This window comes from Phytoamicus setariae (assembly GCF_016722925.1).
Taxonomy (GTDB): Bacteria; Pseudomonadota; Alphaproteobacteria; order Rhizobiales; family Rhizobiaceae; genus Rhizobium_E; species Rhizobium_E setariae.
Genome location: NZ_JAEQNC010000006.1, coordinates 74,831 through 101,434, shown reverse-complemented (window position 1 = coordinate 101,434; position 26,604 = coordinate 74,831). Strand labels below are relative to the sequence as shown.

The window sequence follows — 26,604 nt, the reverse complement described above, 5'->3', positions numbered from 1 at the left end:
GCATTCAGCATCCGCATTGCAGTTCATCAAACGCAAGGGAGGCATGCAATGAGCGATATCGGCATATCGACGCAGGATAGAACCGCGTCACCACCGGTAACCCGAAGAAATCTGCTCAAGGCGACGACTGCATTCGCAGTCGGGGCGGCCGCAATTAACATGGCGCAAACTGCAGCAGCTTACGCACAGGCTGCTGCGCCGTCAGGCAAGAAGCCGAACATCCTCGTCATCTTCGGGGACGACATCGGATTCTGGAATACGAGTGCCTACAACCAGGGCATGATGGGCTATCGAACTCCAAATATCGATCGCATTGCCAAGGAAGGCGCGATCTTCACCGATCACTATGCGCAGCAGTCGTGCACCGCGGGACGCGCCGCATTCATCACCGGGCAGTCCTGTTTCCGGACGGGGCTTCTCAAGGTGGGCTTGCCCGGCGCGAAGGAAGGATTGTCCGCAAAGGATCCGACCCTTGCCGAACTGCTCAAGCCGCAAGGCTACATGTGCGGCCAATTCGGCAAAAACCACCTGGGCGACCGAAATGAGTTTCTGCCAACCGTCCATGGATTCGACGAGTTCTTCGGCAACCTCTACCATCTGAATGCGGAGGATGAGCCGGAGAACCCCGACTACCCGAAGAATCCGGAGTTCCGCGCGAAATTTGGTCCGCGCGGCGTCCTCAAATGCAAGGCGACGGACAAGGACGATCCTTCCGAGGATCCCCGTTTCGGCCGAGTCGGAATGCAAACCATTGAGGACACAGGTCCGCTGACCCGCAAACGGATGGAAACGGTGGATGAGGAATTCCTCGGTGCGACTCTGGACTTCATCGACCGCCAGCATGCGGCAAACAAGCCGTTCTTCTGCTGGTTCAACTCGACACGCATGCACATCTACACATTCCTGAAAGCCGCGTCGAAAGGCAAGACCGGACTGGGGATCGAAGCGGACGGCATGGTCGAGTTTGATGGCATGGTCGGCCAACTCCTCAAGAAACTGGATGATCTCGGCATCGCCGAAGATACAATCGTCATCTGGACCACAGACAATGGTGCAGAGGTCTTCTCATGGCCAGACGGTGGCACCACCCCTTTCAAGGGCGAGAAGAACACCAACTGGGAAGGCGGATACCGCGTTCCCTGCCTGGTACGCTGGCCGGGCCTCGTCAAGCCGGGGACGCAGATCAATGCCATCACATCGCATGAGGACTTTGTACCAACGCTTGTGGCGGCGGCGGGCAATCCGGATATAACCAAGCAACTCCTTTCCGGATATGACGCGGCGGGCAAAACTTTCAAGGTGCACCTGGACGGCTATGATCAACGAGAGTTGCTCGCCGGCACCGGTGAAGGAGCCCGCAAGGAGTATTTCTACTGGACGGACGGCGGCGATCTTGCCTGCTTGCGATATGACCGCTGGAAGCTGGTATTCCTCGAACAGCGCGCGGAAGGCCTCGCCGTTTGGCAGGACCCACTGGTCGAACTTCGTTTCCCGAAACTGATCGATCTAAGAGCCGACCCATTCGAACGCGCCCAAGTCGATGCGGGAGATTATGATCGCTGGCGGGTCGAACACGCCTTCGCATTGGTACCGGCGCAGGCCTTCGTCGCACAGCATCTGCAGACCTACGTGGAATTCCCGCCGCGTCAAAAGCCAGGCAGCTTCTCTCTCGGCAATGTCCTGGACAAGCTGCAGCAACCGACCTCCGTCGGAAAATGAGTTGACGTAGACGTGGTAGCGCGTCTTTTCGCGCGCGCCATTGTCCCGCGCATGACGGCGTCGGCCTGTCGGCGCCGAATGCTAAATTGCGCCACTTCGAAAATCAGCACTCAGACGACCTTCCAGCCGTAGTAAGTCACCGGATGACCGGTCCGCGGATGCGCATCGTCACGCATTGGAATGAGGCCCGCCTTTTCGTAAAATATGCGAGCCTTCGCATTGGACGACGCCGTGAACAGCGTGAAACCCTTGGGCATGGCAGCCATGGCATGGGCAAGCAACGCTTTGCCGATACCGCCTCCGACCAAGGCGGGTCGAACAAACAATTGGTCGAGAACACCTTCCCGCGGCTTGAGTGCGACAAACCCGATGACATCACTCCTGCGAACCGCGACCGTCACTTCCCAACCTGCAGCAAACTCCAGATCGATGCGCCGTCTGAGCTCATTTTGCGTCGGCATCACGGGCGGACCGACTCCGGGAAGGCTCGCGCTGCTATGCCATACGGAGGCAATAGCTTCATAGTCGGGCTGAGATGCCAATCGGAGTTCGAAGGTCGAATTCATTGCGCGCATGCTCGCCCCAAAAGCGTGATCACCTTCATGCCAGCCTGGTGTACGAGGAAGCCGCCAGTTCCCAAGAAGTCATACCGGCGATGGCATCCCAAGCGTTTTCAAACGCAATTACGGCCGATTTTCGATGGTATTTTTCGTTCGGTCTGCCAGTGCACCCAGATCGTCTTCCGCCCGCACTTTCGTCAAATGCTCCTCGACTTCCGTCGCCTCGCGCTGGCGGTTCCACATGCGGGCATAGAGACCGTTCTGATCGAGAAGTTCGGCGTGCCTGCCTCGCTCGGCGATACGGCCATCCTTAAGCACGATGATCTCGTCGGCATTGATCACCGTGGAAAGGCGGTGAGCGATAATCAGGGTGGTTCTGTTCTTCGACACCTCATCAAGAGCCGCCTGGATTTCCTGCTCGGTGTGGGTATCGAGAGCCGATGTCGCTTCGTCAAGGATCAAGATCGGCGGCGACTTCAAGATCGTGCGGGCAATCGCAACGCGCTGCTTTTCTCCCCCCGAGAGCTTCAGCCCGCGCTCGCCCACCATGGACTTGTAGCCTTCCGGAAGACTGTGGATGAAATGGTCGACCTGAGCGATCTCGGCGGCACGTTCGACGTCCTCCTGCGTTGCAGACGGTCGACCGTAGCGGATGTTGTAGGCAATCGTCTCGTTGAACAGCACGGTGTCCTGCGGCACCATGCCGATTGCCGCTCTGAGACTCTTTTGCGTGACCGTACGCACATCCTGCCCGTCGATGCTGACGGAGCCTGCCTGCACATCGTAGAACCTGTAGAGCAGCCGCGAAATTGTGGACTTGCCAGCGCCCGACGGACCAACAACCGCAATCGTATGGCCTGCGGGCACGTCGAAGGAAACGCCTTTGAGAATTGGTCGCGCCTTGTCGTAAGCAAAATGCACATCCTTGAATGAAATGGCCCCCGATGCGACCATCAACTCCTTCGCGCCCGGCGCGTCCTCGATCTCCGCATCCATATCAAGCAGGTCAAACATCTGTTCGATATTGGCGAGAGCCTGGCGCACTTCACTATAGACAAAACCGATGACGCCAAGCGGCAGGGAAAGCTGCATGAGCAGCACATTGATGAAGACGAAATCGCCGACCGTCTGTGTCCCGGCACGGATCGCAAGCGCGGACATCGTCATCATCGTCATCATGCCGGCAGCGAAGATCACCACCTGGCCGAAGTTCAGCAAGCCTTGCGAGGTCGAGACCTTGGTGGCGGCCTTCTCATAGCCCTCCATGGATTGATCGAAGCGCCTGGCCTCCATCTCCTCGTTGCCGAAATACTTGACGGTCTCGAAATTCAAGAGCGAGTCGATCGCCTTGGAGTTGGCCTCGGCGTCGGAAGCATTCATGCTGCGTCGAACATCGATCCGCCAGTCGCTCGCCCGGATCGTGAACCAGATGTAGCTGGCGATCATCAGCGCGGTCACAGCCAGGTAGCTCCAGCCATAGCTCCAGGCGAGTATCGCCGCCGTCATGGAAAATTCGATGACCGTTGGCATGCTGTTGAGGATGACGAAGCGAACGATCGTCTCGATCCCCTTGGTGCCGCGATCGATGGCGCGCGACAGACCGCCCGTGCGGCGTTCCAGATGAAAGCGCAACGACAATCGATGCAGATGCAGGAATGTCTTCAAGGCAAGTTGGCGCACCGCATATTGGCCGACGCTGGCAAACAGCGCATCACGCAATTGGTTGAACCCGGCCTGGATGACGCGCGCCAGATTGTAGGCCGCCACCAGAGCCAGCACGCCCAGCACGAACGGAAGCAGGTCGCCGGCCGCGTCCAGATTGCCGGCCAACGCATCGGTCGACCACTTGAAAAAGTAGGGTACGGACAGCAGCACGATCTTCGAAAGCAGGAGGAAGAGCGTGGCCCAGACAACCCGCATCTTCAAATCCATCCGCCCCGAAGGCCACATATACGGCCAGAGATTATAGATCGTCTTGAGGGTCTTGCCGGATTCCACCGAGACGGTCTTCTTATCGGATGCCATTGAAACCACCGGAAATCGTATAAAAGACGTGCAGTGCTCCACCACGGAATGTCGCTTGGTGTGCCGGGATCATTTTATAGGTCCATTTGCACAACCAAAGCCATGAAAATTACGCCCATGCAAACAGCCGTAGAAAATATCGCAGGCACCTCGGCCAGTTCAGGCCAAGCAACGGTGCCATTGTCGCAGGATCATTTATTCTGTTGCGGTAGCCGGTGCAGCTGCGACATCGCATAACACGATCATTTTTCGCGCTTGAACGTCCACTTCACGATGAATTCGCCGTTGCGCTTCATCTTGGTTTTCGTCTTGAGGCGAACCGGCCCGCCCAAGGCGGCCTCCGCGTCTTGAAAGGCTTGGCGGGCTTCGGACATTGCCTTGTGATACACGGTATTGTCGCGCTTGGGGCTTTCAGCGATCGCCTTCAGAAGGGCCGTCAATTCCGTAACATCGTCGCCCATATTTCAGTCCCTTCACTTTGCACAGCCGCATTACACGCCCGGTCGGGGCCATCTCAAGCCCAAACCTCCGGCACCAACATCAATAATCCTGTCTGCCAATAGTGACACCGGCCATTGCCGGGGCAGTTTGCGACCATGACGCTGGCTACCGGTCATTCATTTCCATCGGTCAGATGGCCGTGGAGCCGTCCGGAAGACTCATCGATTGCTTGCACCCAAGTGGACGGACGTTCAGTATCGCAAGAACGTAACGCGATCTCCAGACATGTTCCGAGGAAACTCAAATGCAAAAGCGAAAACTTGGACAAAGCCTCGAAGTATCGGCTCTTGGGCTTGGTTGCATGGGTTATGGCGATGCGGCCGACAAGCAGGAGATGATCTCCCTCATCCGCGCAGCCGTCGAACAGGGCGTGACGTTCTTCGATACCGCCGAAGCCTACGGTCCCTTCCGTAACGAGGAAATCGTCGGCGAGGCACTGGCTCCCTACAAGGGACAGGTGGTCATCGCCACGAAATTCGGCTGGGATATCGACTCCGAGACAGGGGTTCACCATGGCGGGGTCAACAGTCGCCCAGAGCAGATCGTGAGGGCTACCGAAGGCATGCTCAAGCGCCTACGGGTCGATTGTATTGATCTGCTCTACCAGCACCGCGTCGATCCCAATGTGCCGATGGAGGACGTTGCGGGAACGGTGAAGGAACTGATCCAGCAGGGGAAGGTCAAGCATTTCGGTCTTTCCGAGGCGGGTGCGCAATCGATCCGTCGCGCGCATGCCATTCAGCCCGTCACTGCATTGCAGAGCGAGTATTCGCTTTGGACGAGGGATCCGGAGGCGGACGTCATCCCGGTTCTCGAGGAGCTGGGCATCGGCTTTGTGCCCTTCAGCCCACTCGGCAAGGGATTTCTGACCGGCAAGATCGACGAGACGACGACATTCGACAGTTCGGATTTTCGCAACCGCGTGCCACGCTTTTCACCTGATGCGCGCAAGGCGAACCAGGCACTGGTTGACCGACTGCGGGATATTGCCGGTCGCAAGGCGGCAACACCCGCTCAGATCGCGCTTGCGTGGTTGCTGGCCCAAAAGCCATGGATCGTACCAATTCCCGGCACCAGAAAGATGTCGCGTCTCACGGAGAATATCTGTTCCATGTCCGTCGAACTCACCGTGACCGATCTCCAGGAAATCAGCGACGCATCGTCGAACTTCAAGGTGCAAGGGGATCGCTACCCCGAGGAATTCATGAAGCTTTCCGGTCTCTGAAGAAAGGCACGGGCTGCAGCACTTCACCCTACCGGCTGCTCCGCCTGTGCGTGGCCGCTACACGTGCCATCTGCTCATAAATGCCGGTCAGCAGTTCCAAAGTCCGGGTGGCTTCTTCGAGCTTCTGCGGAAAGTCCGGCACGGCCTCGATTGACTCTACAAGCAATGCGCCGCGAACCTCGGCATAGCGGTCGGTGACTTCGCGTCCCCGCTCGGTGACAGAATAGGTCACCCCTGCCCGGCCACTGCCTTCGCGCACCACCAACCCTGCCGCGATCAGCTTGCGCAGGCTGTACTGAATGTTGGGAATATCCTCGCGGTTGGCCAGTCGCGCGAGGTCCTTGATCGTCTTGGGACGCTCATGCATGCGAATGATGTGCAGCATGGCATTTTCCTGACCACTCGCCGCAAGATCGATGACCGTTTCCAGGCATTCTGTCTGCCAGCGTTCGAAGGCCTGGTTGGCGCGCATCAGCGCATACTCGATCTCGGTGACGTCGATTTCCACGTCGTTGCGCGCCAGATGCCAACGCCTGTCGATGCCATCCGTGGCCTTCGAGGACCGCTTGTCCTTTTGAATCATCGCTCCCCCCACTGAAATGCCAGCCTTCGTCCATTCACAGACCTATCGGATTTGGCCCGATTGACAAGGGTCGTTTTATTGATAGACTTTCTATCGTAAATTCTATCAATAAGTGGAGGAGGTAGAAATGACCATCAGCGAAAACAGCATGTTTGCCGAAAACCAGTTCGTGCTCGGGACCTTTGCATCCAACTGTTCGGGTGGCATGTCCGTAACCAAGGTGCCCGAGCGCTGGAACAATTCCTGGGACAACAATCTCAAGCTCGCCAAACTGCTCGACGATGCCGGGATCGAGTTCATGCTGCCGATCGCCCGCTGGATCGGCTACGGAGGAGAAACCAATTTCCATGGCGGCGTGCTGGAGACCATGACCTGGGCGGCTGGCCTGCTGGCGCATACCCGCGACCTCAATGTCTTCGCGACCATCCATGTCGCGGCCAATCATCCGGCCATCGTCGCCAAGCAGATCGCCACCATCGACCAGATTTCCAAGGGCCGGGTCGGCCTCAACATCGTCGCCGGCTGGAACCAGCCGGAATACGAGGCACTCGGGCTCAATCTGCCGGCCGGCCACGAAGAGCGCTACGCCTACGCCGAAGAATGGTTCAGCATCATCAAGGCGCTCTGGGAGAAGACCGAGGCTTTCGATTGGGAAGGCGAATTCTTCCATCTCAAGAACATCCTTGGCGACCCGCGCCCATCCCGTAAGGTACCGATCCTGAATGCCGCCGGTTCCGGCCAGGGCCGCGAATTCGCCGTGCGCAATGCCGATTTCCTCTTCACACCTGCAATCGACCTCAACCGTTCGTCCGAAGAGATCGCCGCACTCAAGCAGCAGGGCAAGGATGCCGGCCGCAACACCGGCGTGCTGACATTCTCGCATGTCGTCTGCCGGCCCACCGAAAAGGAAGCCCGCGATTATCTGCAGCATTTCGGCCAGGACAATGCCGATTGGGATGCGGTCGACAATCTCGTCCGCCTGCAGTTTGCCCACGCCCAATCGTTCCCGCATGACCTGCTCGCCCTGATCCGCGACCGCATGGCGGCCGGCCACGGCGGCTTCCCGCTCGTCGGCACACCGGAGCAGGTCGCCGACGGCCTGATCTCGCTGCACAAGGCGGGCTTCAACGGCACCACCCTCTCCTTCGTCGATTATGCCGAGGAGTTTCCCTATTTCCGCGACACCGTGTTGCCAATTCTTGAGGCTGCGGGCATCCGCAGGCCCGTCAAGGCAGCAGCGGTCGCGGCGTGATCCGAGCGGGGTCCTCGTCGATCACGTGCTGCGCGGCTCCGGTCGCGCAGCTTCCATCAATCTCGGTCGAGGCCTTTGCGGCCTGATGTCACCGGAGAGAGACCATGCTAAACAGGCCTGAAAACCCCGTCATGGCATCGAGTGATGAATTCCGCGCTGCAATGCGCCATTTCGTCGGCAATGTCAGCATCATTACCGTCGGCACCGGAGAAGACCGCTCAGGTCTCGTCGCCACCTCGGCGATCTCGCTTTCGGTCGAACCACCGACAGTCATCGTCTGCGTGAACCGCAGCGCTTCGGCATGGCAGCTTTTCCAGAGGTATGGGCATTTCGGCGTCAATTCGCTTTCGCCCCAGCAGCAAACGATCGCAGAGCGATTTTCCGGCGCGGGCGGCATCAAGGGAGCTGATCGCTATGCGCTCGGCAACTGGATAACCGATATCACCGGCGCTGCGCTCCTGAAGGACGCACCGGTTGCGCTCGACTGCGAGCTTGAAGAAATGATCGATAGGGCGACCCACTCGATCCTGATCGGACGCGTTCGTGCAGTCCATACCAGCCACAATGACGGAGCGCTTACCTATTGGCGTGGCGCATATCATCCGCTAGGCCACTGAAATCAACCGAAAGGACGATCCGGTTCCGCGCCGGGATGGCGACATCCCGGCGCGCGAATATGTGCAAGGAAGTTACTTTAAACCTAAAATAAAAGGCACGCACAACCGCGAAAAGGTTGACAAGCCGGCCGCAGGCTTATACTTTAAACTTAAAGCAAATGAAGAGCACGGCTCTTCTCCAGCATCACTTTCATGGAGGTCAAGATGCGCATCGTATGTGTCGGTGGCGGGCCCGCCGGGCTCTATTTCGGACTCCTGATGAAGAAGCTGCATCCGCAGCATTCGATCACGGTTGTGGAACGCAACAAGCCCTACGACACGTTCGGCTGGGGCGTGGTGTTCTCTGACGCAACGATGGAGTCGATGAAAGTCTGGGATGCCGAAAGCGCGGCAGAAATCCAGGACGCCTTCAATCATTGGGACGACATTGAGGTTCTGTTCAAGGGCACCCGCCAGCGCACGTCGGGCCATGGCTTTGTCGGTATCGGCCGCAAGAAGCTGCTGAACATCCTTCAAGCGCGTTGCGAAGCGCTCGGCGTCGAACTCAAGTTCGAGACCGACGTCAACAACGATCTCGATTTCCCCGATGCCGATCTGGTGATCGCCTCTGACGGCTTGAATTCTAAGATCCGCCTTCACTATCCGGAAGTCTTCCAGCCGGACATGGTTGTCCGCCCGAACCGCTATATCTGGCTCGGCACCGACAAATTGTTTGACGCCTTCACCTTCGATTTCCGCAAGACGGATCACGGCTGGTTCCAGGCGCATATCTACAAGTTCGACGACAAAACCTCGACATTCATCATCGAAACGACCGAAGAAGCCTATCAGGCGCACGGCCTCGGCGAGATGGACCAGCAGGGTTCGATCGATTTCTGCCAGGACCTGTTCTCCGAAGTGCTCGAAGGTTCCTCGCTGATGACCAATGCGCGCCACCTGCGCGGTTCGGCCTGGCTGAATTTCTCCCGCCTGATCTGCGGCAAGTGGAGCCATTTCAACGGCAACTCGCATGTCGTGCTGATGGGCGACGCCGCCCATACAGCCCACTTCGCCATCGGCTCCGGCACCAAGCTCGCCATCGACGATGCGATCGAGTTGACCCGCCAGTTCCAGGAACTCGGGCACGAAAAGGACAAGATTCCTGCTGTCCTTTCCGCTTACGAGGAAATTCGCCGCGTCGACGTGGCCCGCATCCAGAACGCCGCGCGCAATGCCATGGAATGGTTCGAAGTCGTCGGTCGCCGCTATGCCGACACGCTCGAGCCCGAACAGTTCATGTATTCGATGCTGACCCGCTCGCAGCGCATCAGCCACGAAAACCTGCGCCTGCGCGACGCCAACTGGCTGGAGGGCTACGAGCGCTGGTTTGCCGAGAAATCCGGCCTCGATACATCCACCAACGGCCGCACGCTGCCGCCGATGTTTACCCCCTATACGTTGCGGGGCACGACACTGGCCAACCGCATCGTCATGTCGCCTATGGCCATGTATTCGGCCAAGGACGGGTTGATTGACGATTTCCACCTGGTTCACATCGGCTCGCGCGCCATGGGCGGCGCAGGCCTCGTCTTTGCGGAAATGACCTGCACATCCCCCGACGGCCGCATTACACCAGGCTGCCTCGGCCTGTGGAACGACGAACAGGCTGCGCAGTGGAAGCGGCTCGTGGAGTTCGTGCACAACACGACACCGGCCAAGATCGGTATCCAGATCGGTCATGCCGGACGCAAGGGCTCAACAAAAGTAGCCTGGGAAGGTATCGACCAACCGGTTGAGGAAGGCGGCTGGCCACTCATCTCGGCATCTGCCCTGCCCTATCTCAAGCACAGCCAGGTGCCCAAAGCCATGGACCGCGCCGACATGGACCGCGTGCTGGCAGACCATGTTCGCTCCGCAAAATATGCGGCCGAGGTCGGCGCCGACTGGCTCGAACTGCACTGCGCCCACGGCTACCTGCTGTCGAGTTTCCTGTCGCCACTGACCAACCGCCGCACCGACGAATACGGTGGCAGCCACGAAAACCGGGCACGGTATCCGCTCGAAGTTTTCAAGGCTGTCCGCGAAGTCTGGCCCGCAGACAAGCCGATCTCGGTTCGACTGTCCTGCCACGACTGGTTCGAAGGCGGCAACACGCCGGAAGATGCAGCGATCTTCGCCCAGATGTTCAAGGACGCCGGTGCCGACCTGATCGACTGCTCGTCAGGCCAGGTATGGAAGGAAGAAAAGCCGGTCTATGGCCGTCTCTTCCAGACACCTTTCTCCGACAAGATCCGCAACGAGGTCGGCATCCCGACCATTGCCGTCGGCGCGATCTCGGAAGCCGATCATGCGAACTCGATCATCGCTGCCGGTCGTGCCGATCTTTGCGCCGTTGCCCGTCCGCATCTTGCGGATCCGGCTTGGGCGTTGCATGAAGCGGCCAAGATCGGACTGAACACGATTCAGTGGCCGAAGCAGTACTATTCTGCAAAGTCGCAGTTCGAGACCAACCTGGCGCGCGAAAAGGCGGCTGCCGCAGGAACAAAGTGAGCGAGAACATGTCTGAATTGGCAAGCCTTTCCGGACATCATGCACTCGTCACCGGTGCCGGCAGCGGCATCGGTGCGGCAATCGCCCGGGCGCTCGTCAAAGCCGGCGCAAAGGTCACTGTCGCCGGCCGCCGCAAGGAACCGCTCGAAGCGCTGGCTGACGAACTCGGTCGAAGCCATGTCTTCATCGCCGACGATTTTGATGTGACGAACTGCGACAAAATCTCGGCCGGACTTGCAAATGCCCATGAAGCATTCGGCCCGGTCTCGATCCTCGTCAACAATGCCGGGGAAGCTCCAAGCGCTCCGTTCGAAAAGACGTCGCTCGACATGTGGTCGCATGTGCTGTCGGTCGACCTGACCGGTGTCTTCAATGTGACGCAGGCCGTTTTGCCCGACCTCAAGGCCAAAGGCCAGGGCGCGCGGATCATCAACATCGCCTCGACTGCCGGTTTGACTGGTTACGCCTATGTGTCTGCCTATTGCGCCGCCAAGCATGGCGTGGTCGGGCTGACGCGAGCGCTGGCGCTCGAATTGGCAAGAAAGGGCGTCACCGTCAACGCGGTCTGCCCTGGCTTTACCGATACGCCGATGATCGCCCGATCGATCGCTGAGATCGTCGCCAAGACCGGCCGTACCCAGGAACAGGCTTTGGCTGAGTTCACCAAGGCCAACCCGCAGGGCCGTCTTATCTCACCGGAAGAAGTGGCCGGCACTGTGCTGTGGCTTGCCTCTGAAGCGGCAGGCTCAATCAATGGACAGGCAATCGCGATTGCCGGTGGAGAGGTAATGTAGTCATGAGTGAAGCTCCGGCATCGATGCAAGGCCATCTCAAGCCCTTCAAAAATTATCAGGCAAAGAATTTTCTTTGGGATGTCAGCGAAGACGGTCGTGTTGCGACCCTTCGCCTCAACCGCCCGGAACGCAAGAATCCGCTGACCTTCGAAAGCTATGCCGAGATGCGCGACCTGTTCCGCGACCTCGTCTATGCCTCCGACGTACGCGTCGTGGTGCTTGCCGGTGCCGGTGGCAACTTCTCCTCGGGTGGCGACGTGTTCGAAATCATCGAGCCCCTCACCCGCATGGCGATGCCGGATCTTCTGGCCTTCACGCGCATGACCGGCGATCTCGTCAAGGCGATGCGCAAGTGCCCGCAGCAGATCATTTCGGCTGTCGACGGCATCTGCGCCGGCGCCGGCGCGATCCTTGCCATGGCGTCCGACATGCGCCTTGCCACGCCCGAAGCCAAGACGGCGTTCCTGTTCACCCGTGTCGGCCTTGCCGGCGCTGACATGGGCGCCTGCGGCATCCTTCCGCGCATCATCGGTCAGGGCCGCGCCTCGGAACTGCTCTATACCGGCCGCTCGATGTCGGCCGACGAAGGCGAGCGCTGGGGTTTCTTTAACTCGCTGCATGCCGCCGATGAAGTCGAAGCCGCGGCGGCCAAGCTGGCTCGCCAGATCGCCGATGGCCCGTGGTTCGCGCATGGCATCACCAAGACGATGCTGAACCAGGAATGGGCGATGGGCATCGAGGAGATGATCGAATCCGAAGCGCAGGCGCAGGCGATCTGCATGGCGACTGGCGATTTCCGCCGTGCCTTCGAGGCCTTCGCCGCCAAGAAGAAGCCCGTTTTCGAAGGGAACTGAGGCCATGACGATGAGTTCAGCACCAACCCGTGAACATCTCGACTGGCCTTTCTTTGACAAAGCGCATGCGGATTTTGCCGCCCGCATCGACGCGTTCGCAGCCTCGGGCGTGCTGGATAGCGTCGATCACCACGACACCGACAAGGCCTGTCGCTCGCTGGTGAAGCTGCTGGGTGATGCCGGTCTGCTGGCTGCCGCGACCGGCAACGCCGGCACGTCAGCCATCGATTCCCGTTCGGTTTGCCTGGCGCGCGAGACGCTTGCCTGGCACGACGGATTGGCCGATTTCGCCTTTGCCATGCAGGGCCTCGGTACGGGCGCGATCGGACTTTCCGGCAGCGAGGAACTGAAGGCGGCCGTGCTGCCCAAGGTCACATCAGGCGAATGGCTCGCCGCTTTCGCGCTGTCCGAGAAAGAAGCGGGTTCCGATGTTGCGGCCATGGCATGTGCGGCGCGCGCCGACGGTGATTCCTATGTTCTCGATGGCGAAAAGACCTGGATTTCCAACGGCGGCATCGCCGATGTCTACACTGTATTTGCCCGCACCGGCGAAGCGCCGGGCACACGCGGCATCTCCGCCTTCGTGGTGTTTGCCGACGATCCTGGCTTCTCGATTGCCGAACGCATCGACGTGATCGCGCCGCATCCGCTGGCGACGATCCGATTTGACAATTGCCGCATTCCCGCGTCGCGCCGGCTGGGTGCGCCCGGCGAAGGCTTCAAGATCGCCATGCGCACGCTCGACATCTTCCGCGCTTCGGTGGCTGCTGCCTCGATCGGTTTCGGTCGCCGCGCGCTGGACGAGGCGCTGGCGCATGCCAAGGCCCGCAAGATGTTCGGCGCCACGCTTGGTGACCTGCAGCTTACGCAGGCCGCACTCGGCGACATGGCAACCGCGATGGATTCGGCGGCGCTTCTGACCTATCGCGCCGCATGGCGCCGCGACGTGCAGAAGCTGCCGACCACCAAGGAAGCGGCAATGGCCAAGATGACGGCCACGGAAAACGCTCAAACTGTAATCGATCGCGCTTTGCAGATGTTCGGGGGTCGTGGCGTAGCATGCGGTGAGATCACCGAGAAGCTTTATCGCGAGATCCGCGCACTGCGCATCTACGAAGGCGCGACCGAAGTGCAGAAGCTGATCATCGCACGAGAACTGCTGAAGGCGGAGTAAGGCGATGTATTCAGCCATACGCCCCCTTCACTTCGGAGACTGCGACCCTTCGGGCATCGCCTACTACCCGTCCTATCTTAAACTTATGGACAGCGTGGTGGAGGATTTCTTCGCCTCGCTCGGTGCCCCGCGGAAGGAAATGATCGACGACCGGAAGATCGGCACACCGACGCTGACGCTCGACCTGACCTTCGTCAAGCCGGGCTTCCACGGCAGCGATCTGACATTCGACATCCGCGTTACCAGGATCGGCGGCTCGTCGCTCGACCTGGAGCACACCGTGTCTGCGAATGGTAACACGCTCTGGTCCGCGCGCCAGAGGCTAGTCGCCACCTCGCTCAAAACCCACAAAGCCTGCGCATGGCCGGACGATATCCGCGCCGCGCTTAGCCACCATCTGGAGACCAACAATGCATAAAACACTTCTGCCTGAGGGCTGGGCACGTCCCATCGGCTATTCCAATGGCGTCGAAGCAAGCGGACGGACCGTGTTCGTTGGCGGCCAGATCGGCTGGAACGGTCAATGCCAGTTCGAGACCGATGATTTCGTCGGCCAGGTTCGTCAGACGCTGCAGAATATCGTCGACGTGCTGAAGGTAGCCGGCGCCGAGCCGCACCACATCACTACCATGACATGGTATTTCACCGACAAGAAGGAATACACCGAGAACCTGAAAGGTCTGGGACAGGCATACCGCGACGTCATCGGCAAGCATTTCCCGGCAATGGCCGCCGTTCAGGTCGTGGCACTGGTCGAGGACCGTGCCAAGATCGAAATCCAGGCCACCGCCGTCATTCCGGAAGAGTGACCTGATAATGTCGAGCACAAAGGCCGAGGGCGAAATGAACCACGAATTTTCGGCCAATGTGCGCGGCCGTACTGAAAACGGCGTACTCGTCGTGACGATCGACAATCCGCCCGTCAATGCGGCTTCTGCCGCGGTGCGGGCGGGACTATATGCTGCCTTTGCCCATGCGGAGGCGGCTTCCGATGTCGACGCGGTCGTCCTGACCGGTGCCGGCAAGATCTTCGTCGGCGGGGCAGACATCACCGAATTCGGCAAGGTGCCGGCTGATCCGAGCCTGCCTGAAGTCGTCGCCCGAATCGAAGGCTCGACCAAGCCGGTTGTTGCCGCACTCAATGGTGCAGCACTCGGCGGCGGGCTCGAAATCGCTCTCGCCTGCCATTATCGGCTCGGCGCAAAAACCGCGATCGTCGCTTTCCCAGAGGTCAAGCTCGGCATCGTGCCAGGCGCAGGCGGAACACAGCGCCTGCCCCGTTTGACACCGCTCGATCAAGCGGTCGAACTGATCGCCACAGGCCGCAGCCTCAAGGCAGAAGCTGCCAAGACTGCCGGTATCATCGACGCGCTGGCTGAAGGCGACGTACTGTCCCAGGCTATCGAGATCGCGATCCGCGGCGACCGGAACTTGTTTCGCAAGTCATCGGAACAGCCGGTAATCACTGCACCTGGCGAGGCAATCGAGGCAGCCGCAACAAAAATTCTGGCAAAATCACGCGGCCAAAAGGCACCGGCAGAGGCTGTTCGCCTGGTTCGCGCCACACAGGATACGGATTTCGCAGCGGGCCTTGCCGACGAGCGCAAGACGTTCGTCGCTCTCAGGGATTCGGCGGAAGCTGCCGCGCTCCGGCATGTGTTCTTCGCCGAGCGAGCTGCCGCCAAGATCGAGGGGCTGGAAAACGTCACCGCACGGCCGGTCTCGACCATCGGGGTGGTTGGCACGGGCCTGATGGGCTCGGGCATCGCAGTGGCCGCATTGGACGCCGGCTATCGGGTCATCGGTATCGAACAGACCGACGAGGCCGCGCAAAGAGGTCTCGAACGCATCGTCGGCATGCTGGACAAGAACTTCAAATCCGGCCGCATCACCGAGCAGGGACTTGCCGACCGTTTGTCGCGTCTGACCGTTCGCGGTTCGCTTGGTGAAATCGCCGCTGCCGACCTCGTTATCGAAGCGGTGTTCGACGACCTCGCGGTAAAGACCAATCTTTTCCGCGCGCTTGATGACATCGTCCGGCCCGACGCGATTCTTGCGACCAACACCTCCTATCTCGATCCGGACGTCATCGCCGCTGCAACCCGATATCCGGAGCGCGTCGTCGGCCTGCACTTTTTCTCACCGGCCAACATCATGCGGCTGGTGGAAGTGGTTCGCTGCGCAAAAACTGCGCCTGAAGTGCTGGCGAGCGGATTTGCCGTTGCCAGGAAGTTCGGCAAGCTGCCGATCATTTCCGGCGTCACCGAAGGCTTCATCGGCAACCGAATCTTCTCGGCCTACCGGCGCGAGGCGGAATTCCTCATCGAGGACGGCGCCGAGCCCCGCGAGATCGACGCCGCCATGGAGGCGTACGGCCTGGCAATGGGACCGTTTGCGGTCTTCGACCTTGCCGGACTGGAAATTGCATGGGCGCGGCGCAAGCGCCAGGCGGCGAGCCGTGATCCCTCAGCCCGATACGTGGATATCGCCGACCGTCTCTGCGAAGCTGGGCGATTCGGTCAGAAATCCGGCTCCGGCTGGTACAACTACGAAGCCGGAAAGCGGGTGCCTGCGCCTGAAGTGTCTGCGATGATCGCGGAAGCACGTGCAGCCAAGGGCATCGTCACGCGCTCAATCGGCGCTGACGAGATCGTCGCGCGCCTGCTCGGAGCCATGGCGGATGGAGGCCGCAAGTTGCTGGACGAAAAGATCGCCGCTCGCGCCAGCGATATCGACCTGGTGATGATCAATGGATATGGCTTCCCAGCCCACAAGGGTGGGCCGATGTACGCGGCAGAAATCCAGGGCTAAACAGCCACTGTAAAACGTTGCAATCCCACCGGCTCGTGAACCGAGACTGAAAGTTGGGTAACCACTTTCGGTCTCGGTTCACGAGCCGGCGGGTTTGTCGATTCGTGGTCCACGTAGTTTCCCGGGCCAAGCATATGCGTGCAGTCAAGATGCACAACGTGCATGGCACGCTGAAAGTGACGTGACCAATATATTACAGAGGAATGTCGATTTCTTTTGAGGATTAAAAATGGCGCGAGTGACGGGGCTCGAACCCGCGACCTCCGGCGTGACAGGCCGGCACTCTAACCAACTGAGCTACACCCGCGCATTTTTAAATGAGATGGAGTTCCATCTCGTAACCTCTGAAACATGAAACCACCGCTTTCGCGAAGATTTCCGAATGCATCAACTGCATCCGATGAAGAGAATGGCGCGAGTGACGGGGCTCGAACCCGCGACCTCCGGCGTGACAGGCCGGCACTCTAACCAACTGAGCTACACCCGCGCATTTCCTTCGGGGCAGTGTTTCGCTGCCCGTGAGCGGCTAACTAAGGGGTCAGGCCTAAAGTGTCAAGCAGGTTTTGTGACAAATTGCCAGAACCCGGTTCTTTTATCTCACGCCTCACCATAACCATTTGTATTTACTTGTTTTTTATCGGCTTGAAAGATATCCGAAGCTCTGCTGGAAAACGTTGGAAAAGTACCTTTTGCGGCAATCGGGCGGCCAAAGGACCACCCGATTCTGGTCAGCCGCGAAACAGTCTATTTCCGGTCGAGTTCAGCAAGAATCTCGGCGGAATGCGCGCCAAGCTTGGGCGCTCCGCGGGATAGATCCAGCGACGACTCCGAAAAACGGATCGGCGTCCTGATTCCCGGGACCCCTTCCGGCTCGACCTTCATCTGCCTGTGAATGAACTGGGGGTCCTCAAACACATCAGCGACGCTGTTGATCGGGCCTGCCGGCACGCCTTCCTTCTCGAGCGCCGCCAGCAGGTCGTCGCGCAACCATATCCTGGTCTTCTCTTCCATCGTCGTGCTCAACCGCTCACGATTGCGCACGCGCGCCGCATTGGTCTTGAAATCCTCATCTGCCGCCAGTTCCGGAAGCCCGAGCAAGGCTGCCAGTCGTCCGAACTGGCCGTCATTGCCGCAGGCGACGATCAGATGCCCATCGCTGACCGGGAACGTCTGGTATGGCGCAATGTTCGGGTGCGCATTGCCCAGCCGCTTCGGTACATTGCCGGAGGCGAGATAGTTCATGGCCTGGTTGGCGAGAACGCCGGTCATGCAATCAAACAGGGACATATCGATATGCTGGCCTTGCCCGGTCTTCTCGCGCGCGATCAACGCCGCCTGAACCGCGATGACCGAATAGAGACCTGTAAATATGTCGGCAAAGGCGACGCCGATCTTCTGCGGCTCCCGGTCTGGCTCGCCGGTCAGGTCCATGATGCCGCCCATGCCCTGGATCATGAAGTCATAGCCGGCGCGCGGCGCATAGGGACCATCCTGCCCAAAGCCAGTGACCGAGCAGTAAATGAGCCTTGGATTGACCTTTTTCAGGCTTTCATAATCGAGGCCGTACTTCTTCAGGCCGCCCAGCTTGAAATTCTCGATGAGAACGTCGGATTGCGCGGCCAGGCGCCGCACGAGCTCCTTGCCCTCTTCGGTGGTGAAGTCGGCAGTAATCGAGCGCTTGCCGCGATTGGCCGCATGGAAATAGGCAGCAGACTTCTCGCCGTCTTTCTCGATATAGGGAGGGCCCCACTTGCGGGTGTCGTCGCCTTCCGGGCTCTCGACCTTGATGACGTCGGCGCCGAGATCGGCGAGCGTCTGCCCACACCATGGTCCAGCAAGAATGCGGGCAAGTTCAAGCACTTTTATTCCGGAAAGCGGCGTATTCTCAGTCATATTGTCAACCTTCATGCAGCAGGAGCACTGTCCCCGTGACAATGCTCGGTCATGACGTTTGGATACGCCCTCAGCCAGGTCAAGTCCAGTTTGAACGGCTCGACGGCTGGCGATTCGTCCATACGCAAGGGGACGTGCCGGCACCCTACCCGAGGGGCCTCGTCTAAGCTGTCCGATGCCCCTCAGTCCCCCTGCCATTCTTCCAATACTCCCGGTGATTGTCGACCATGCCAGCCACACGTCAATAACATGACATTTTTTATCATGTTATTGATGCCGGACGCCTCTTTCATGTTGACTGAGATACTCATGTTTTATAGAAAGCGCCGGAGAAGGCAAAGCTGGTTAACCCGATTTAACCAACTCGACCCACTTTGAGCGGGAAACAGGAAGCTTCGATCACGACTTGCGACACGACAATGCGACGACGACGGTCGGCGCCAGCGTTGACGCATGGGCGCGAACTGCTTGTCCAGAGCGCACAATAGGGGCACGGGCTTCTCACAGCACCGCACCTTGTTGCACCGGCCTAGGCCGAGCCGTTCACCCCCTCACGAACAATCCAGCCAGCCTGCGGCTATCCCGGGGGCGGGTCACTTTGACCGTGAATACGCAGGCGGCGCACGCGCCCCGGAAACAAGGAGAACAACATGGCGAGCACTATGATCACTATCGATGCATCGGAGATGTCATCGGTCAATTACCAGGAGGCAATTGCCGCCTATTTCAAGCCGTTGGGAACGACGGCGGGTACCTCGTCCTGGTACGGCGGTATTCCCTACGCCGATGTGACGCAGGTCGGGTTTCGCTTTGGAGGCACCACGAACAATGGCCAGGTGTTGATCGAAGGCAGCGATCTTGCCTATGACGGTTCGACGCATGCCATTACGGGCAACATCACCGGCTTCACGCTTGGCTATTATGATGAGACGACGACTTCGACTGTCATCGACCCCGTAACCGGTGAAGTGAGCGAGCTGCAGAATGTAATTCCGGGGCTCGTGATTTCTGGGCTCGATATCACTGCCGCAGCCGGCAGCGGTTTGACCAATCCCGTCAACGCGCTTTATGGCGCCCTGCGCAAGGCCAATGACGCCACGTCAGGAGCGACCTACATCCAGCAGATCTATGACTTGCTGGCTGCTCAAGCACAACATTTTATCGGTTCTGCCGGCGACGATGTCTATACGGGGACAGCTTTCGCCGATCTGATCGAAGGCAATGACGGCAACGACACCCTGGACGGTGGTGCCGGCGCCGACACGATGATCGGCGGGCTCGGCAACGACACCTACATTGTCGACAATCTCGGAGACGTAACGACTGAAGCCGCAGACGGCGGAATCGATACAGTGCGGGTCAGCGTCGATCACTACGATCTGAAGGCCAATGTCGAGAACCTCACCATGACCGGCACCGCCGACCTCTGGGGCTACGGCAATGAACTGGACAACATCCTTACCGGCAACAGCGGCAACAACACCCTTATGGGCATGGGTGGCAACGACACGATGATCGGGGGTCTTGGCAACGATACCTACTACGTTGCTGATGCCGGCGATGTCGTCGTCGAACAAGCTGGTGAAGGCACAGACACGGTCAGGACGGGTCTCGACAACTATGTGCTTGGTGCAAATATCGAGAATCTTACGCTCAGCGGCACGGCGAACCTTACGGGGACCGGCAACGGACTCGACAACGTTCTCACCGGTAACGCAGGCAACAACACGCTCTACGGTCTTGCTGGCAATGACACGCTCGACGGCAAGGCCGGCGCCGACACAATGGTCGGCGGAACCGGTGACGACACCTATGTCGTCGACGACGCAGGTGATGTGGTCACCGAACTTGATGGCGAGGGTACGGACACCGTCAAAACCGCTCTTGATGCCTATACACTTGGCGCTTTTGTCGAAAATCTCATCCTGACAGGCACCGCTGACCTCGTGGGCAACGGTAACGCCTTGAACAACGTCATCACGGGCAATTCCGGCGCCAACACGCTCTATGGCTTCGCAGGCGATGACACTCTCGATGGCGGTGCGGGCGCTGACACTCTCGTCGGCGGTATTGGCAACGATACATACATTGTCGACAATGCAGGTGACGTCGTGACCGAACTTGCCGGAGAAGGTACCGATACGGTCATCACCACGCTGAACCACTACCCGCTTGGCGCATTCATCGAAAACCTGACGCTTGCAGGCAGCGACGATCTGTTTGGCTACGGCAATGAGCTGGACAACGTTTTGACTGGCAATGATGGCAAGAACTTCCTTGCCGGCTTGGGCGGCAACGACACATATGTCGTGGGCAAGGGCGATACCGTAACCGAGCTGACACAGGGTGGTGCTGATGCCGGCGGCATCGATCTCGTCAAGGCTTCGGTCAGTTTCACGCTCGCCAATTTCATCGAGAATCTGACGCTGACGGGTTCAGGAAACTTCAACGGCACCGGCAATTCGCTTGCCAACACGCTTAACGGCAACAGCGGCAACAACACGCTGCTGGGACTGGGCGGTAATGACAAGATCAACGGCGGGGCGGGCAACGACATCCTGAAGGGTGATGTCGGCAAGGACATCCTCAAGGGTGGCGCAGGCAACGACAAGATCTATGGCGGCGCTGGCCAGGACGATCTCTACGGCAATGGTGGAGCGGACACGTTCTTCTTCGCAAGTGGCGACACCTCTGCGGCAAAGGCGAAGGCCGACACGATCTTCGACTTCAACGGCAAGCAGGGCGACCACATCAACCTCGCCGGCATCGATGCCAACGAAGGCAGGAAAGGCGACCAGGCTTTCAGCTTCATCGGCACCGACAAGTTCTCCGGCGACGCTGGCGAACTCCGCTTCCAGCAGATCAAGGGCGAAACCTATGTCTTCGGCGACACCGACGGCGACAAGAAGGCCGACTTCGCCATCCATTTCGATGACGCCATCAACTTCAAGGCCGATTTCTTCGTGCTGTAAGATTGCAGCTTGAGCAGAAACAACAAGGGGCGGATCTCACGATCCGCCCCTTTGCAATTCTCCAGGATGGAAAACTTCAGAGCAGCGCGCGCGCCGCCAGATTGCGCATCAGCGCAGTCGTACCGAAGGTCCATGGCGCACATTCCGTCGATAGACGCACAGTATTGGTCAGGCTTCCCAGCTTATCATTGGATATCGTCACGACATCGCCGATCTTGTGGGTGAACCCCTGCCCCTTGAAGTCCCTATCTTCGACCGGCGCAAACAACGTCCCCATGAACAGCATGAAGCCATCGGGATACTGATGGTGCTTGCCAATGGTCTGGGAAACCAGATCGAGCGGGTCGCGGCTGATTTCCTTCATCGAGCTTTTGCCGGCAAGCTTGAAACCGTCCTCGCCGGTCACGGCGAGATCGAGATCGGCATTGCGGACGTCATCCATGGAGTAGGTCTCGTCAAAGAGCCGGATGAAAGGGCCGATGGAGCAGGACGCGTTGTTGTCCTTTGCCTTGCCGAGCAACAGCGCCGAGCGGCCTTCGACATCGCGCAGGTTGACGTCGTTGCCAAGCGTTGCACCCTTGACCTCTCCACGTGAATTGACCGCAAGCACCACCTCCGGCTCCGGATTGTTCCACTTGGAGATCGGATGCAGCCCCACTTCGGCGCCATAGCCGACCGACGACATCGGTTGTCCTTTGGTGAAAACTTCCGCATCCGGACCGATGCCGACTTCGAGATATTGCGACCAGACGCCTTCCTCGATCAGCGCCGCCTTGACCTTGGCGGCCTCTTCCGAGCCGGCCTTCAGGTTGCGGAGGGAGTCGCCGATCAGAGCCATCACCTTCTCGCGCATCTTTTCCGCCAGCCCCGGATTACCCGCCGCCTTTTCCTCGATGACGCGCTCGATCATCGAACGGGCAAAGGTCACGCCACAGGCCTTGACCGCCTGCAGGTCGCAGGGAGCCAGGAGAGCCCCGCTCGAGACAGCATCGTGAAGTGACATCAGAGGCTTGCTCGGCTGGGCTTTCAGCCACGCGACCGGGTCATTGCTTTCGAGCAAATCCCGCATCGTCGGGATATCGCGGCTCGTCACGTCATGCAGCATGCCATTTCTAATTTGCACGACCGCTGGGCCGTTCACGTCACGCAGCCACACACGGCCGACAAATGTGCCGGACGCGAAAGTATCTGGATTAAGGCTCACGTCAAAGTCTCCCTGAATAGTCCTTCAGCGCCGCTTGAATACAGGCGGACGCTTCTCCTTGAATGCGGCGCGACCTTCAGCAGCATCGGCTGTCGCGAAACATATGGTTTGGAGGTCGCGTTCATATTCGATAGCCTTTTCCACCGGTATCGAAAAGGCTGCCTTGAGATTGATTTTCGCGGTCTCCGCTGCAATCGGGGCGCGCGATGCAATCGTCCTTGCAAGCTGCTTTGCCCTTGCCAGCAAATCCGCCTGCGGCACCACTTCCGAGACCAATCCCCATTCCTTGGCTCTCGGCGCGGAAACCGGATCGCCAGTCATGATCATCAAGGCCGCGTTCGAAGGCCCGATCGAATGGGCCAGGTGCACGGCCATTCCACCGCCGCCGATCCAGCCAAGCTTGATCTCGGGTGCAGCAAACTGGGCGTTTTCGGAGGCGATGCGGATGTCACAGGACAGTGACGTCTCCAGGCCGCCGCCGAAGGCATAACCGTTGACCGCGGCAATCGACGGCTTGAGCAGCGCTCGGATCGCATCGCAATAGTCAGGCCGATTACGGAACTCCCATGGGGTCTCATATGTATCCAACTCCTTGATATCGGAGCCGGCACAAAACGCCTTTTCACCCGCGCCGGTAACGATGACGCAGCGGATCGTGTCGCTGTCATTGCATTCTGTAACTGCCGCGACGACCGCATCGGCCATTTCGGGTGTAACTGCATTGAGCTTTTGCGGGCGGTTGAGCGTGATGATGGCAATGTCGCCGTCAATTTCGAAGTGGACGTCTTCGGTCATCGGGATCTCTCCAATGCTTTCCGGTAAGTGTCATTCAATGTGAGCACCGCCTGTGCGGCAGGTTGCCTGTTCTCAAAGGCGTCACGCAATATCGCCGACGCCTCGGCCTGGAAGCCGATATATCCATTGAAGCGCGGCCGCACATAGGCCGCTTCCAGCGTATCAGCGGTGTTCCTATAAAAGTCGCCCCATGCGCCGTTCACACCGCCATCATGCCAGGCGGACCGTTGCGAAGGCTGTCCCTCGTGGCCTGGTATGAAGCGCGACTGTGCTTCTGAACTCATCAGCCACAACAGATGATGCTTCAGGTCCGGCGTGACCTCGCATCTTTTCGATATGCCGATACCGGTGCCGCCCAGCGTCGAACCCGGTCGGCCGCCAACGGCTTCGCGTGGCGCGTTGTGAAACGAAACGCGATTTCCTGATTTCGGAGCCGAATAGTTCACATAGCCATAGATCAGCGGGCAAAGTGCAACATCGTCCTGCGACGCCATGTGGGCGAGGATGCCTATCGGATTGAGCGACATCACCGATCGGAGACTTTTGGCTGCAAGCCGCGCCATCAGATCGAACGCCGCCTCGCCTACCGGTTCGCTCACGAGAAACTCGTTGCCGTCCCTGCCCGGCTCTTCGCCAAGCGAGGCGCAGACGGACAGGAAGGACAGGGCAGCATGCGGCCCGGCCAGCGATAATGCGACCTTGCCCGATCGTTCCGAAAATGCCGCGACATCGGCCCATGTCACGGGTACTGGACCATCGAGTAGTTCAGGCCTTACGGCCATAACCTGCGTCGCGGCATCGAGCGGCAAAGCCCAGGTTGAGCCGTCATAAAAATAACTCTCGAGACAGGGCCCAATTGTTTCCTGACCGATTTTGGCGAGCACCTCCATGCTGAAGATGCTTTCAAGCGGCTGCAGGCAATTCTCCGCCACCGCCTCGCCGACATGCGGATGATCGAGCACGACAAGATCGTACTTTTCGCATAGCTCGGCGATCGGATGGGATTCAAAACCTTCAAGAGGATGTTTATCCCAAACGATGTCGACCAGTTTTTCTCCGCGCGCGACATCGGAAGCCGCCGCTAAAGCATGATAACCCCGGGGATGATCCCAGGTGAGAGCCCTGTAGTTCTTCATCAGTGCATCACCCAGCCGCCGTCGACATTCAGGGTCTGACCAGTCACAAATCTCGAGCCATCGGATGCAAAGAACATCAGCGCGTTGGCAATATCGGCAGGTTCCCCGCGATATTTTACGGATTGGTGATCGAGCACGAATTTCGTGTAGCCCTCGGGATCCGGATGGATCTTTTCCGCATCGGTCGGAAACGCTCCCGGAGAAACCGCGTTGGCGGTTATTCCATCGGGGCCGTATTCCCGCGCCCAGGCGCGGGCAAGACCAATCAGCGCGCCCTTTGACTGGACGTAAGGCGCAAGCAGAGCCCAGCCGCCATAGACGGTGATGCTGGCAATATTGATGATGCGGCCCCACTGGTTCTTGCGCATGTGCGGAAGTGCGGCCTGCACGCAGACGATGGCCGCATCGACATTCACACGCTGTACCGCCTGATGCTCCTCGACGGTGAATTCGTGGAACGGCTTGGAAGGATAGATCGCGGCATTATTGATAACCACATCTATGCCACCGAAAGTCGCCTGGATCTCGGCCAGTTCGTTCCTCAACCCATCGAGATCGGCGAGATCGAATTCGCGGATCAGCAGACGTTCCGCATGATGTGCCTCCGCGGCCTCGGAAAGCGCTGCCATCTTGGCCTTGTCGCGGTCGATGACGATGACGCGCGCGCCAGCATCGAGAAAATGCATCGTCGTTTCCAATCCCAGCCCACCCGCACCACCGGTATAGAGGATGGTCCTGCCCTTCATGTCGAACATCAGCGGCCTCCGATCGGCAGGTGCTTGCCGGAGGGCTGCGGATATTCTTCCTGCGGCTGTGTGGAGATGGCGCGGATCCGCTTCTCCTCAGAAGCGATTTCGTCCTTGCTCGCCAGAATACGGAAGGTGGTGTCATAGCGGCGTTCGTCGCCGTGCTCGAGCCAGATCAACTCGCCCTTGTCGCGTGCATAGTCCTTGCCGAGAACGTGGTTGCTCGACGGTTCAAGGCCGAGTGCGTATTGCCCGGCCTGCAGGTTCTGCCACTCGTACATGCAGGGAAACTGGTCCTTGCGGGTGATGACTTCGAAGCCGATGCCGAGATCTTCGTTGACCAGAGCCACGGGGACTTCGCCATTTGAATCGGCCCCCATTTCGTGCTGCCAGACCTGCTCATGGAAATTCTTCTGTGGCGCCGGCATGGTGCGGTAGCCAACGTCCTGTTTCTTGTAATCCGCTCCGGCATGCGCCGCCCAGACAACATCGCGGATCGGCGCGATATAGCGCGAGCCCTCGGCCAGAACGGGATGGCCAACATTGATGTGATAACAGTACATGTGCGGCGTCCGATAAAAGCCGCGATTGACCACACGGTCGGAGATCTTGATATCGTTTGTGCCGACCTTGATTTCGATGCGGCGCGTCAGCTCGAGATGTTCGGCGAATACCGCGCCCTGCGTCACGACGCCTTCGGCCCAGAGATAGCAATCGTCGCCGTCCCAACGCTCGCCATAGCCGTTGAGCTTGGCGGGGATCGTGCCGATCCGTCCGTGTAGCGAGTGGCTGATGGTCTTGCGCGGGCCATAGACGTAGTGGTCGCCTGGCTCGTCGTTCATGAACAGGATATGGTCGAGACCGCAGGTGACCATCAGACCAGAAAATGAGCGCAACCAGCCGAGGCCACCCTCGCCTTCATATTCATGCAAGCCAGGATGCTTGAAGCCGGCGGGCGAATTCCAGCCGATACCCATGCCGCGAAACTCGCAATCGGCGATATCGAAGGCGCGGTCGATCAGGACCGTGAAACGCAATCCCGTGCCGCTGCGAAACTCCAGCATACGGATGCCGCGTTCGACGCCATCACCCAACGTCACCAGCCGGACACCGGCAAATTGCGACAATGAACCTGCATGAGCCGAAAGATCGCGTCGCGATCTTTGCCCGCCATATAACTCAACCATGTCTTGCTTCCCTATTTTTGTCCTGCG

22 protein-coding genes and 2 tRNA genes are annotated in these 26,604 nt (G+C 59.2%); 12 read left to right on the top strand and 12 right to left on the bottom strand.

What is annotated here, in order from left to right:
* The first annotated feature begins 48 nt into the window (after positions 1–48).
* Complete coding sequence (locus JJB09_RS12275) at positions 49–1,719, top strand: arylsulfatase (RefSeq protein WP_201658199.1); 1,671 nt, start codon at positions 49–51, stop codon at positions 1,717–1,719.
* Positions 1,720–1,829: 110 nt separating this feature from the next.
* Here the strand turns inward: JJB09_RS12275 and JJB09_RS12270 are convergent, their stop codons facing one another.
* The 3 genes from JJB09_RS12270 to JJB09_RS12260 form a co-directional block, all read right to left on the bottom strand.
* Positions 1,830–2,180 carry a GNAT family N-acetyltransferase gene (locus tag JJB09_RS12270; RefSeq protein WP_201658197.1) on the bottom strand — a complete coding sequence of 117 codons (351 nt, stop codon included), beginning with the start codon at positions 2,178–2,180 and terminating at the stop codon, positions 1,830–1,832.
* Between the two features lie 222 nt (positions 2,181–2,402).
* Entirely contained in the window at positions 2,403–4,304 is a 1,902-nt protein-coding gene (locus JJB09_RS12265) for an ABCB family ABC transporter ATP-binding protein/permease (protein WP_201658194.1), read from the bottom strand.
* A gap of 242 nt (positions 4,305–4,546) precedes the next feature.
* Positions 4,547–4,765, bottom strand: a complete 219-nt coding sequence (locus JJB09_RS12260; protein WP_201658191.1) for a hypothetical protein — start codon at positions 4,763–4,765, stop codon at positions 4,547–4,549.
* Positions 4,766–5,049: 284 nt separating this feature from the next.
* On the opposite strand from JJB09_RS12260, the gene JJB09_RS12255 reads away from it, so the two are divergent.
* Positions 5,050–6,030 carry an aldo/keto reductase gene (locus JJB09_RS12255; RefSeq protein WP_201658188.1) on the top strand — a complete coding sequence of 327 codons (981 nt, stop codon included), beginning with the start codon at positions 5,050–5,052 and terminating at the stop codon, positions 6,028–6,030.
* Between the two features lie 28 nt (positions 6,031–6,058).
* Here JJB09_RS12255 and JJB09_RS12250 read toward each other — a convergent pair whose 3' ends face one another.
* Positions 6,059–6,613, bottom strand: a complete 555-nt coding sequence (locus JJB09_RS12250; protein WP_201658185.1) for a winged helix DNA-binding protein — start codon at positions 6,611–6,613, stop codon at positions 6,059–6,061.
* A 127-nt stretch (positions 6,614–6,740) separates the two neighbouring features.
* On the opposite strand from JJB09_RS12250, the gene JJB09_RS12245 reads away from it, so the two are divergent.
* The 9 genes from JJB09_RS12245 (at position 6,741) to JJB09_RS12205 (ending at position 16,644) form a co-directional block, all read left to right on the top strand.
* The gene (locus JJB09_RS12245) at positions 6,741–7,865 is read left to right on the top strand and encodes an LLM class flavin-dependent oxidoreductase (protein ID WP_201658182.1); all 1,125 of its coding nucleotides are present in this window, start codon (positions 6,741–6,743) and stop codon (positions 7,863–7,865) included.
* A 104-nt stretch (positions 7,866–7,969) separates the two neighbouring features.
* Positions 7,970–8,482, top strand: a complete 513-nt coding sequence (locus tag JJB09_RS12240) for a flavin reductase family protein (protein WP_246748692.1) — start codon at positions 7,970–7,972, stop codon at positions 8,480–8,482.
* Between the two features lie 204 nt (positions 8,483–8,686).
* Positions 8,687–11,011: a bifunctional salicylyl-CoA 5-hydroxylase/oxidoreductase gene (locus JJB09_RS12235; RefSeq protein ID WP_201658180.1), complete on the top strand. Its 2,325-nt coding sequence runs from the start codon at positions 8,687–8,689 to the stop codon at positions 11,009–11,011.
* An 8-nt stretch (positions 11,012–11,019) separates the two neighbouring features.
* Positions 11,020–11,805 (top strand): SDR family NAD(P)-dependent oxidoreductase, encoded by a 786-nt coding sequence (locus JJB09_RS12230; protein WP_201658177.1) that lies wholly within the window; start codon positions 11,020–11,022, stop codon positions 11,803–11,805.
* A gap of 2 nt (positions 11,806–11,807) precedes the next feature.
* Complete coding sequence (locus tag JJB09_RS12225; protein WP_201658174.1) at positions 11,808–12,659, top strand: enoyl-CoA hydratase family protein; 852 nt, start codon at positions 11,808–11,810, stop codon at positions 12,657–12,659.
* 4 nt (positions 12,660–12,663) lie between these two features.
* Positions 12,664–13,833 carry an acyl-CoA dehydrogenase family protein gene (locus tag JJB09_RS12220; RefSeq protein WP_425523719.1) on the top strand — a complete coding sequence of 390 codons (1,170 nt, stop codon included), beginning with the start codon at positions 12,664–12,666 and terminating at the stop codon, positions 13,831–13,833.
* 4 nt (positions 13,834–13,837) lie between these two features.
* Positions 13,838–14,251: an acyl-CoA thioesterase gene (locus JJB09_RS12215; RefSeq protein ID WP_201658172.1), complete on the top strand. Its 414-nt coding sequence runs from the start codon at positions 13,838–13,840 to the stop codon at positions 14,249–14,251.
* Complete coding sequence (locus tag JJB09_RS12210; RefSeq protein WP_201658170.1) at positions 14,244–14,642, top strand: RidA family protein; 399 nt, start codon at positions 14,244–14,246, stop codon at positions 14,640–14,642. Before JJB09_RS12215 ends, JJB09_RS12210 begins: the two co-directional genes overlap by 8 nt.
* A gap of 7 nt (positions 14,643–14,649) precedes the next feature.
* A complete protein-coding gene (locus JJB09_RS12205; RefSeq protein ID WP_425523718.1) occupies positions 14,650–16,644 on the top strand; it encodes a 3-hydroxyacyl-CoA dehydrogenase NAD-binding domain-containing protein in 1,995 nt (664 codons plus the stop codon).
* A 230-nt stretch (positions 16,645–16,874) separates the two neighbouring features.
* Here the strand turns inward: JJB09_RS12205 and JJB09_RS12200 are convergent.
* The 3 genes from JJB09_RS12200 to JJB09_RS12190 all read right to left on the bottom strand — a co-directional run bounded on the left by JJB09_RS12200 (position 16,875) and on the right by JJB09_RS12190 (position 18,537).
* Positions 16,875–16,951 (bottom strand) — tRNA-Asp (locus JJB09_RS12200).
* A 103-nt stretch (positions 16,952–17,054) separates the two neighbouring features.
* Positions 17,055–17,131 (bottom strand) — tRNA-Asp (locus JJB09_RS12195).
* Between the two features lie 257 nt (positions 17,132–17,388).
* Positions 17,389–18,537, bottom strand: a complete 1,149-nt coding sequence (locus tag JJB09_RS12190; protein WP_201658168.1) for a CaiB/BaiF CoA transferase family protein — start codon at positions 18,535–18,537, stop codon at positions 17,389–17,391.
* A 650-nt stretch (positions 18,538–19,187) separates the two neighbouring features.
* Here JJB09_RS12190 and JJB09_RS12185 point away from each other — a divergent pair.
* Complete coding sequence (locus JJB09_RS12185) at positions 19,188–21,509, top strand: calcium-binding protein (RefSeq protein ID WP_201658166.1); 2,322 nt, start codon at positions 19,188–19,190, stop codon at positions 21,507–21,509.
* A gap of 76 nt (positions 21,510–21,585) precedes the next feature.
* Here the strand turns inward: JJB09_RS12185 and JJB09_RS12180 are convergent, their stop codons facing one another.
* Genes JJB09_RS12180 through JJB09_RS12160 form a run of 5 tightly spaced genes read right to left on the bottom strand, consistent with a single transcriptional unit; the run spans position 21,586 to position 26,577 of the window.
* Positions 21,586–22,713 carry a fumarylacetoacetate hydrolase family protein gene (locus tag JJB09_RS12180; protein WP_343229016.1) on the bottom strand — a complete coding sequence of 376 codons (1,128 nt, stop codon included), beginning with the start codon at positions 22,711–22,713 and terminating at the stop codon, positions 21,586–21,588.
* Positions 22,714–22,737: 24 nt separating this feature from the next.
* Positions 22,738–23,508, bottom strand: coding sequence for an enoyl-CoA hydratase/isomerase family protein (locus JJB09_RS12175; protein WP_201658164.1), 771 nt, complete (start codon positions 23,506–23,508; stop codon positions 22,738–22,740).
* Positions 23,505–24,644 (bottom strand): ABC transporter substrate-binding protein, encoded by a 1,140-nt coding sequence (locus JJB09_RS12170; RefSeq protein ID WP_201658162.1) that lies wholly within the window; start codon positions 24,642–24,644, stop codon positions 23,505–23,507. The genes JJB09_RS12175 and JJB09_RS12170 overlap by 4 nt, the downstream gene beginning before the upstream one ends.
* Complete coding sequence (locus JJB09_RS12165; protein ID WP_201658160.1) at positions 24,644–25,399, bottom strand: SDR family NAD(P)-dependent oxidoreductase; 756 nt, start codon at positions 25,397–25,399, stop codon at positions 24,644–24,646. The genes JJB09_RS12170 and JJB09_RS12165 overlap by 1 nt, the downstream gene beginning before the upstream one ends.
* Positions 25,399–26,577, bottom strand: coding sequence for an aldose 1-epimerase family protein (locus tag JJB09_RS12160; RefSeq protein ID WP_201658157.1), 1,179 nt, complete (start codon positions 26,575–26,577; stop codon positions 25,399–25,401). Before JJB09_RS12160 ends, JJB09_RS12165 begins: the two co-directional genes overlap by 1 nt.
* Positions 26,578–26,604 lie beyond the last annotated feature (27 nt).

Excerpts from the sequence above, each read along its gene's own strand:
- JJB09_RS12240 (WP_246748692.1), top strand. The coding sequence starts at position 7,970 with ATGCTAAACAGGCCTGAAAACCCCGTCATGGCATCGAGTGATGAATTC.
- JJB09_RS12230 (WP_201658177.1), top strand. The coding sequence starts at position 11,020 with ATGTCTGAATTGGCAAGCCTTTCCGGACATCATGCACTCGTCACCGGT.
- JJB09_RS12205 (WP_425523718.1), top strand. The coding sequence starts at position 14,650 with ATGTCGAGCACAAAGGCCGAGGGCGAAATGAACCACGAATTTTCGGCC.
- JJB09_RS12220 (WP_425523719.1), top strand. The coding sequence starts at position 12,664 with ATGACGATGAGTTCAGCACCAACCCGTGAACATCTCGACTGGCCTTTC.
- JJB09_RS12160 (WP_201658157.1), bottom strand. The coding sequence starts at position 26,577 with ATGGTTGAGTTATATGGCGGGCAAAGATCGCGACGCGATCTTTCGGCT.
- JJB09_RS12265 (WP_201658194.1), bottom strand. The coding sequence starts at position 4,304 with ATGGCATCCGATAAGAAGACCGTCTCGGTGGAATCCGGCAAGACCCTC.
- JJB09_RS12275 (WP_201658199.1), top strand. The coding sequence starts at position 49 with ATGAGCGATATCGGCATATCGACGCAGGATAGAACCGCGTCACCACCG.
- JJB09_RS12190 (WP_201658168.1), bottom strand. The coding sequence starts at position 18,537 with ATGACTGAGAATACGCCGCTTTCCGGAATAAAAGTGCTTGAACTTGCC.
- JJB09_RS12225 (WP_201658174.1), top strand. The coding sequence starts at position 11,808 with ATGAGTGAAGCTCCGGCATCGATGCAAGGCCATCTCAAGCCCTTCAAA.
- JJB09_RS12245 (WP_201658182.1), top strand. The coding sequence starts at position 6,741 with ATGACCATCAGCGAAAACAGCATGTTTGCCGAAAACCAGTTCGTGCTC.
- JJB09_RS12165 (WP_201658160.1), bottom strand. The coding sequence starts at position 25,399 with ATGTTCGACATGAAGGGCAGGACCATCCTCTATACCGGTGGTGCGGGT.
- JJB09_RS12175 (WP_201658164.1), bottom strand. The coding sequence starts at position 23,508 with ATGACCGAAGACGTCCACTTCGAAATTGACGGCGACATTGCCATCATC.
- JJB09_RS12235 (WP_201658180.1), top strand. The coding sequence starts at position 8,687 with ATGCGCATCGTATGTGTCGGTGGCGGGCCCGCCGGGCTCTATTTCGGA.
- JJB09_RS12255 (WP_201658188.1), top strand. The coding sequence starts at position 5,050 with ATGCAAAAGCGAAAACTTGGACAAAGCCTCGAAGTATCGGCTCTTGGG.
- JJB09_RS12260 (WP_201658191.1), bottom strand. The coding sequence starts at position 4,765 with ATGGGCGACGATGTTACGGAATTGACGGCCCTTCTGAAGGCGATCGCT.
- JJB09_RS12250 (WP_201658185.1), bottom strand. The coding sequence starts at position 6,613 with ATGATTCAAAAGGACAAGCGGTCCTCGAAGGCCACGGATGGCATCGAC.
- JJB09_RS12215 (WP_201658172.1), top strand. The coding sequence starts at position 13,838 with ATGTATTCAGCCATACGCCCCCTTCACTTCGGAGACTGCGACCCTTCG.
- JJB09_RS12210 (WP_201658170.1), top strand. The coding sequence starts at position 14,244 with ATGCATAAAACACTTCTGCCTGAGGGCTGGGCACGTCCCATCGGCTAT.
- JJB09_RS12185 (WP_201658166.1), top strand. The coding sequence starts at position 19,188 with ATGGCGAGCACTATGATCACTATCGATGCATCGGAGATGTCATCGGTC.
- JJB09_RS12270 (WP_201658197.1), bottom strand. The coding sequence starts at position 2,180 with ATGCCGACGCAAAATGAGCTCAGACGGCGCATCGATCTGGAGTTTGCT.
- JJB09_RS12170 (WP_201658162.1), bottom strand. The coding sequence starts at position 24,644 with ATGAAGAACTACAGGGCTCTCACCTGGGATCATCCCCGGGGTTATCAT.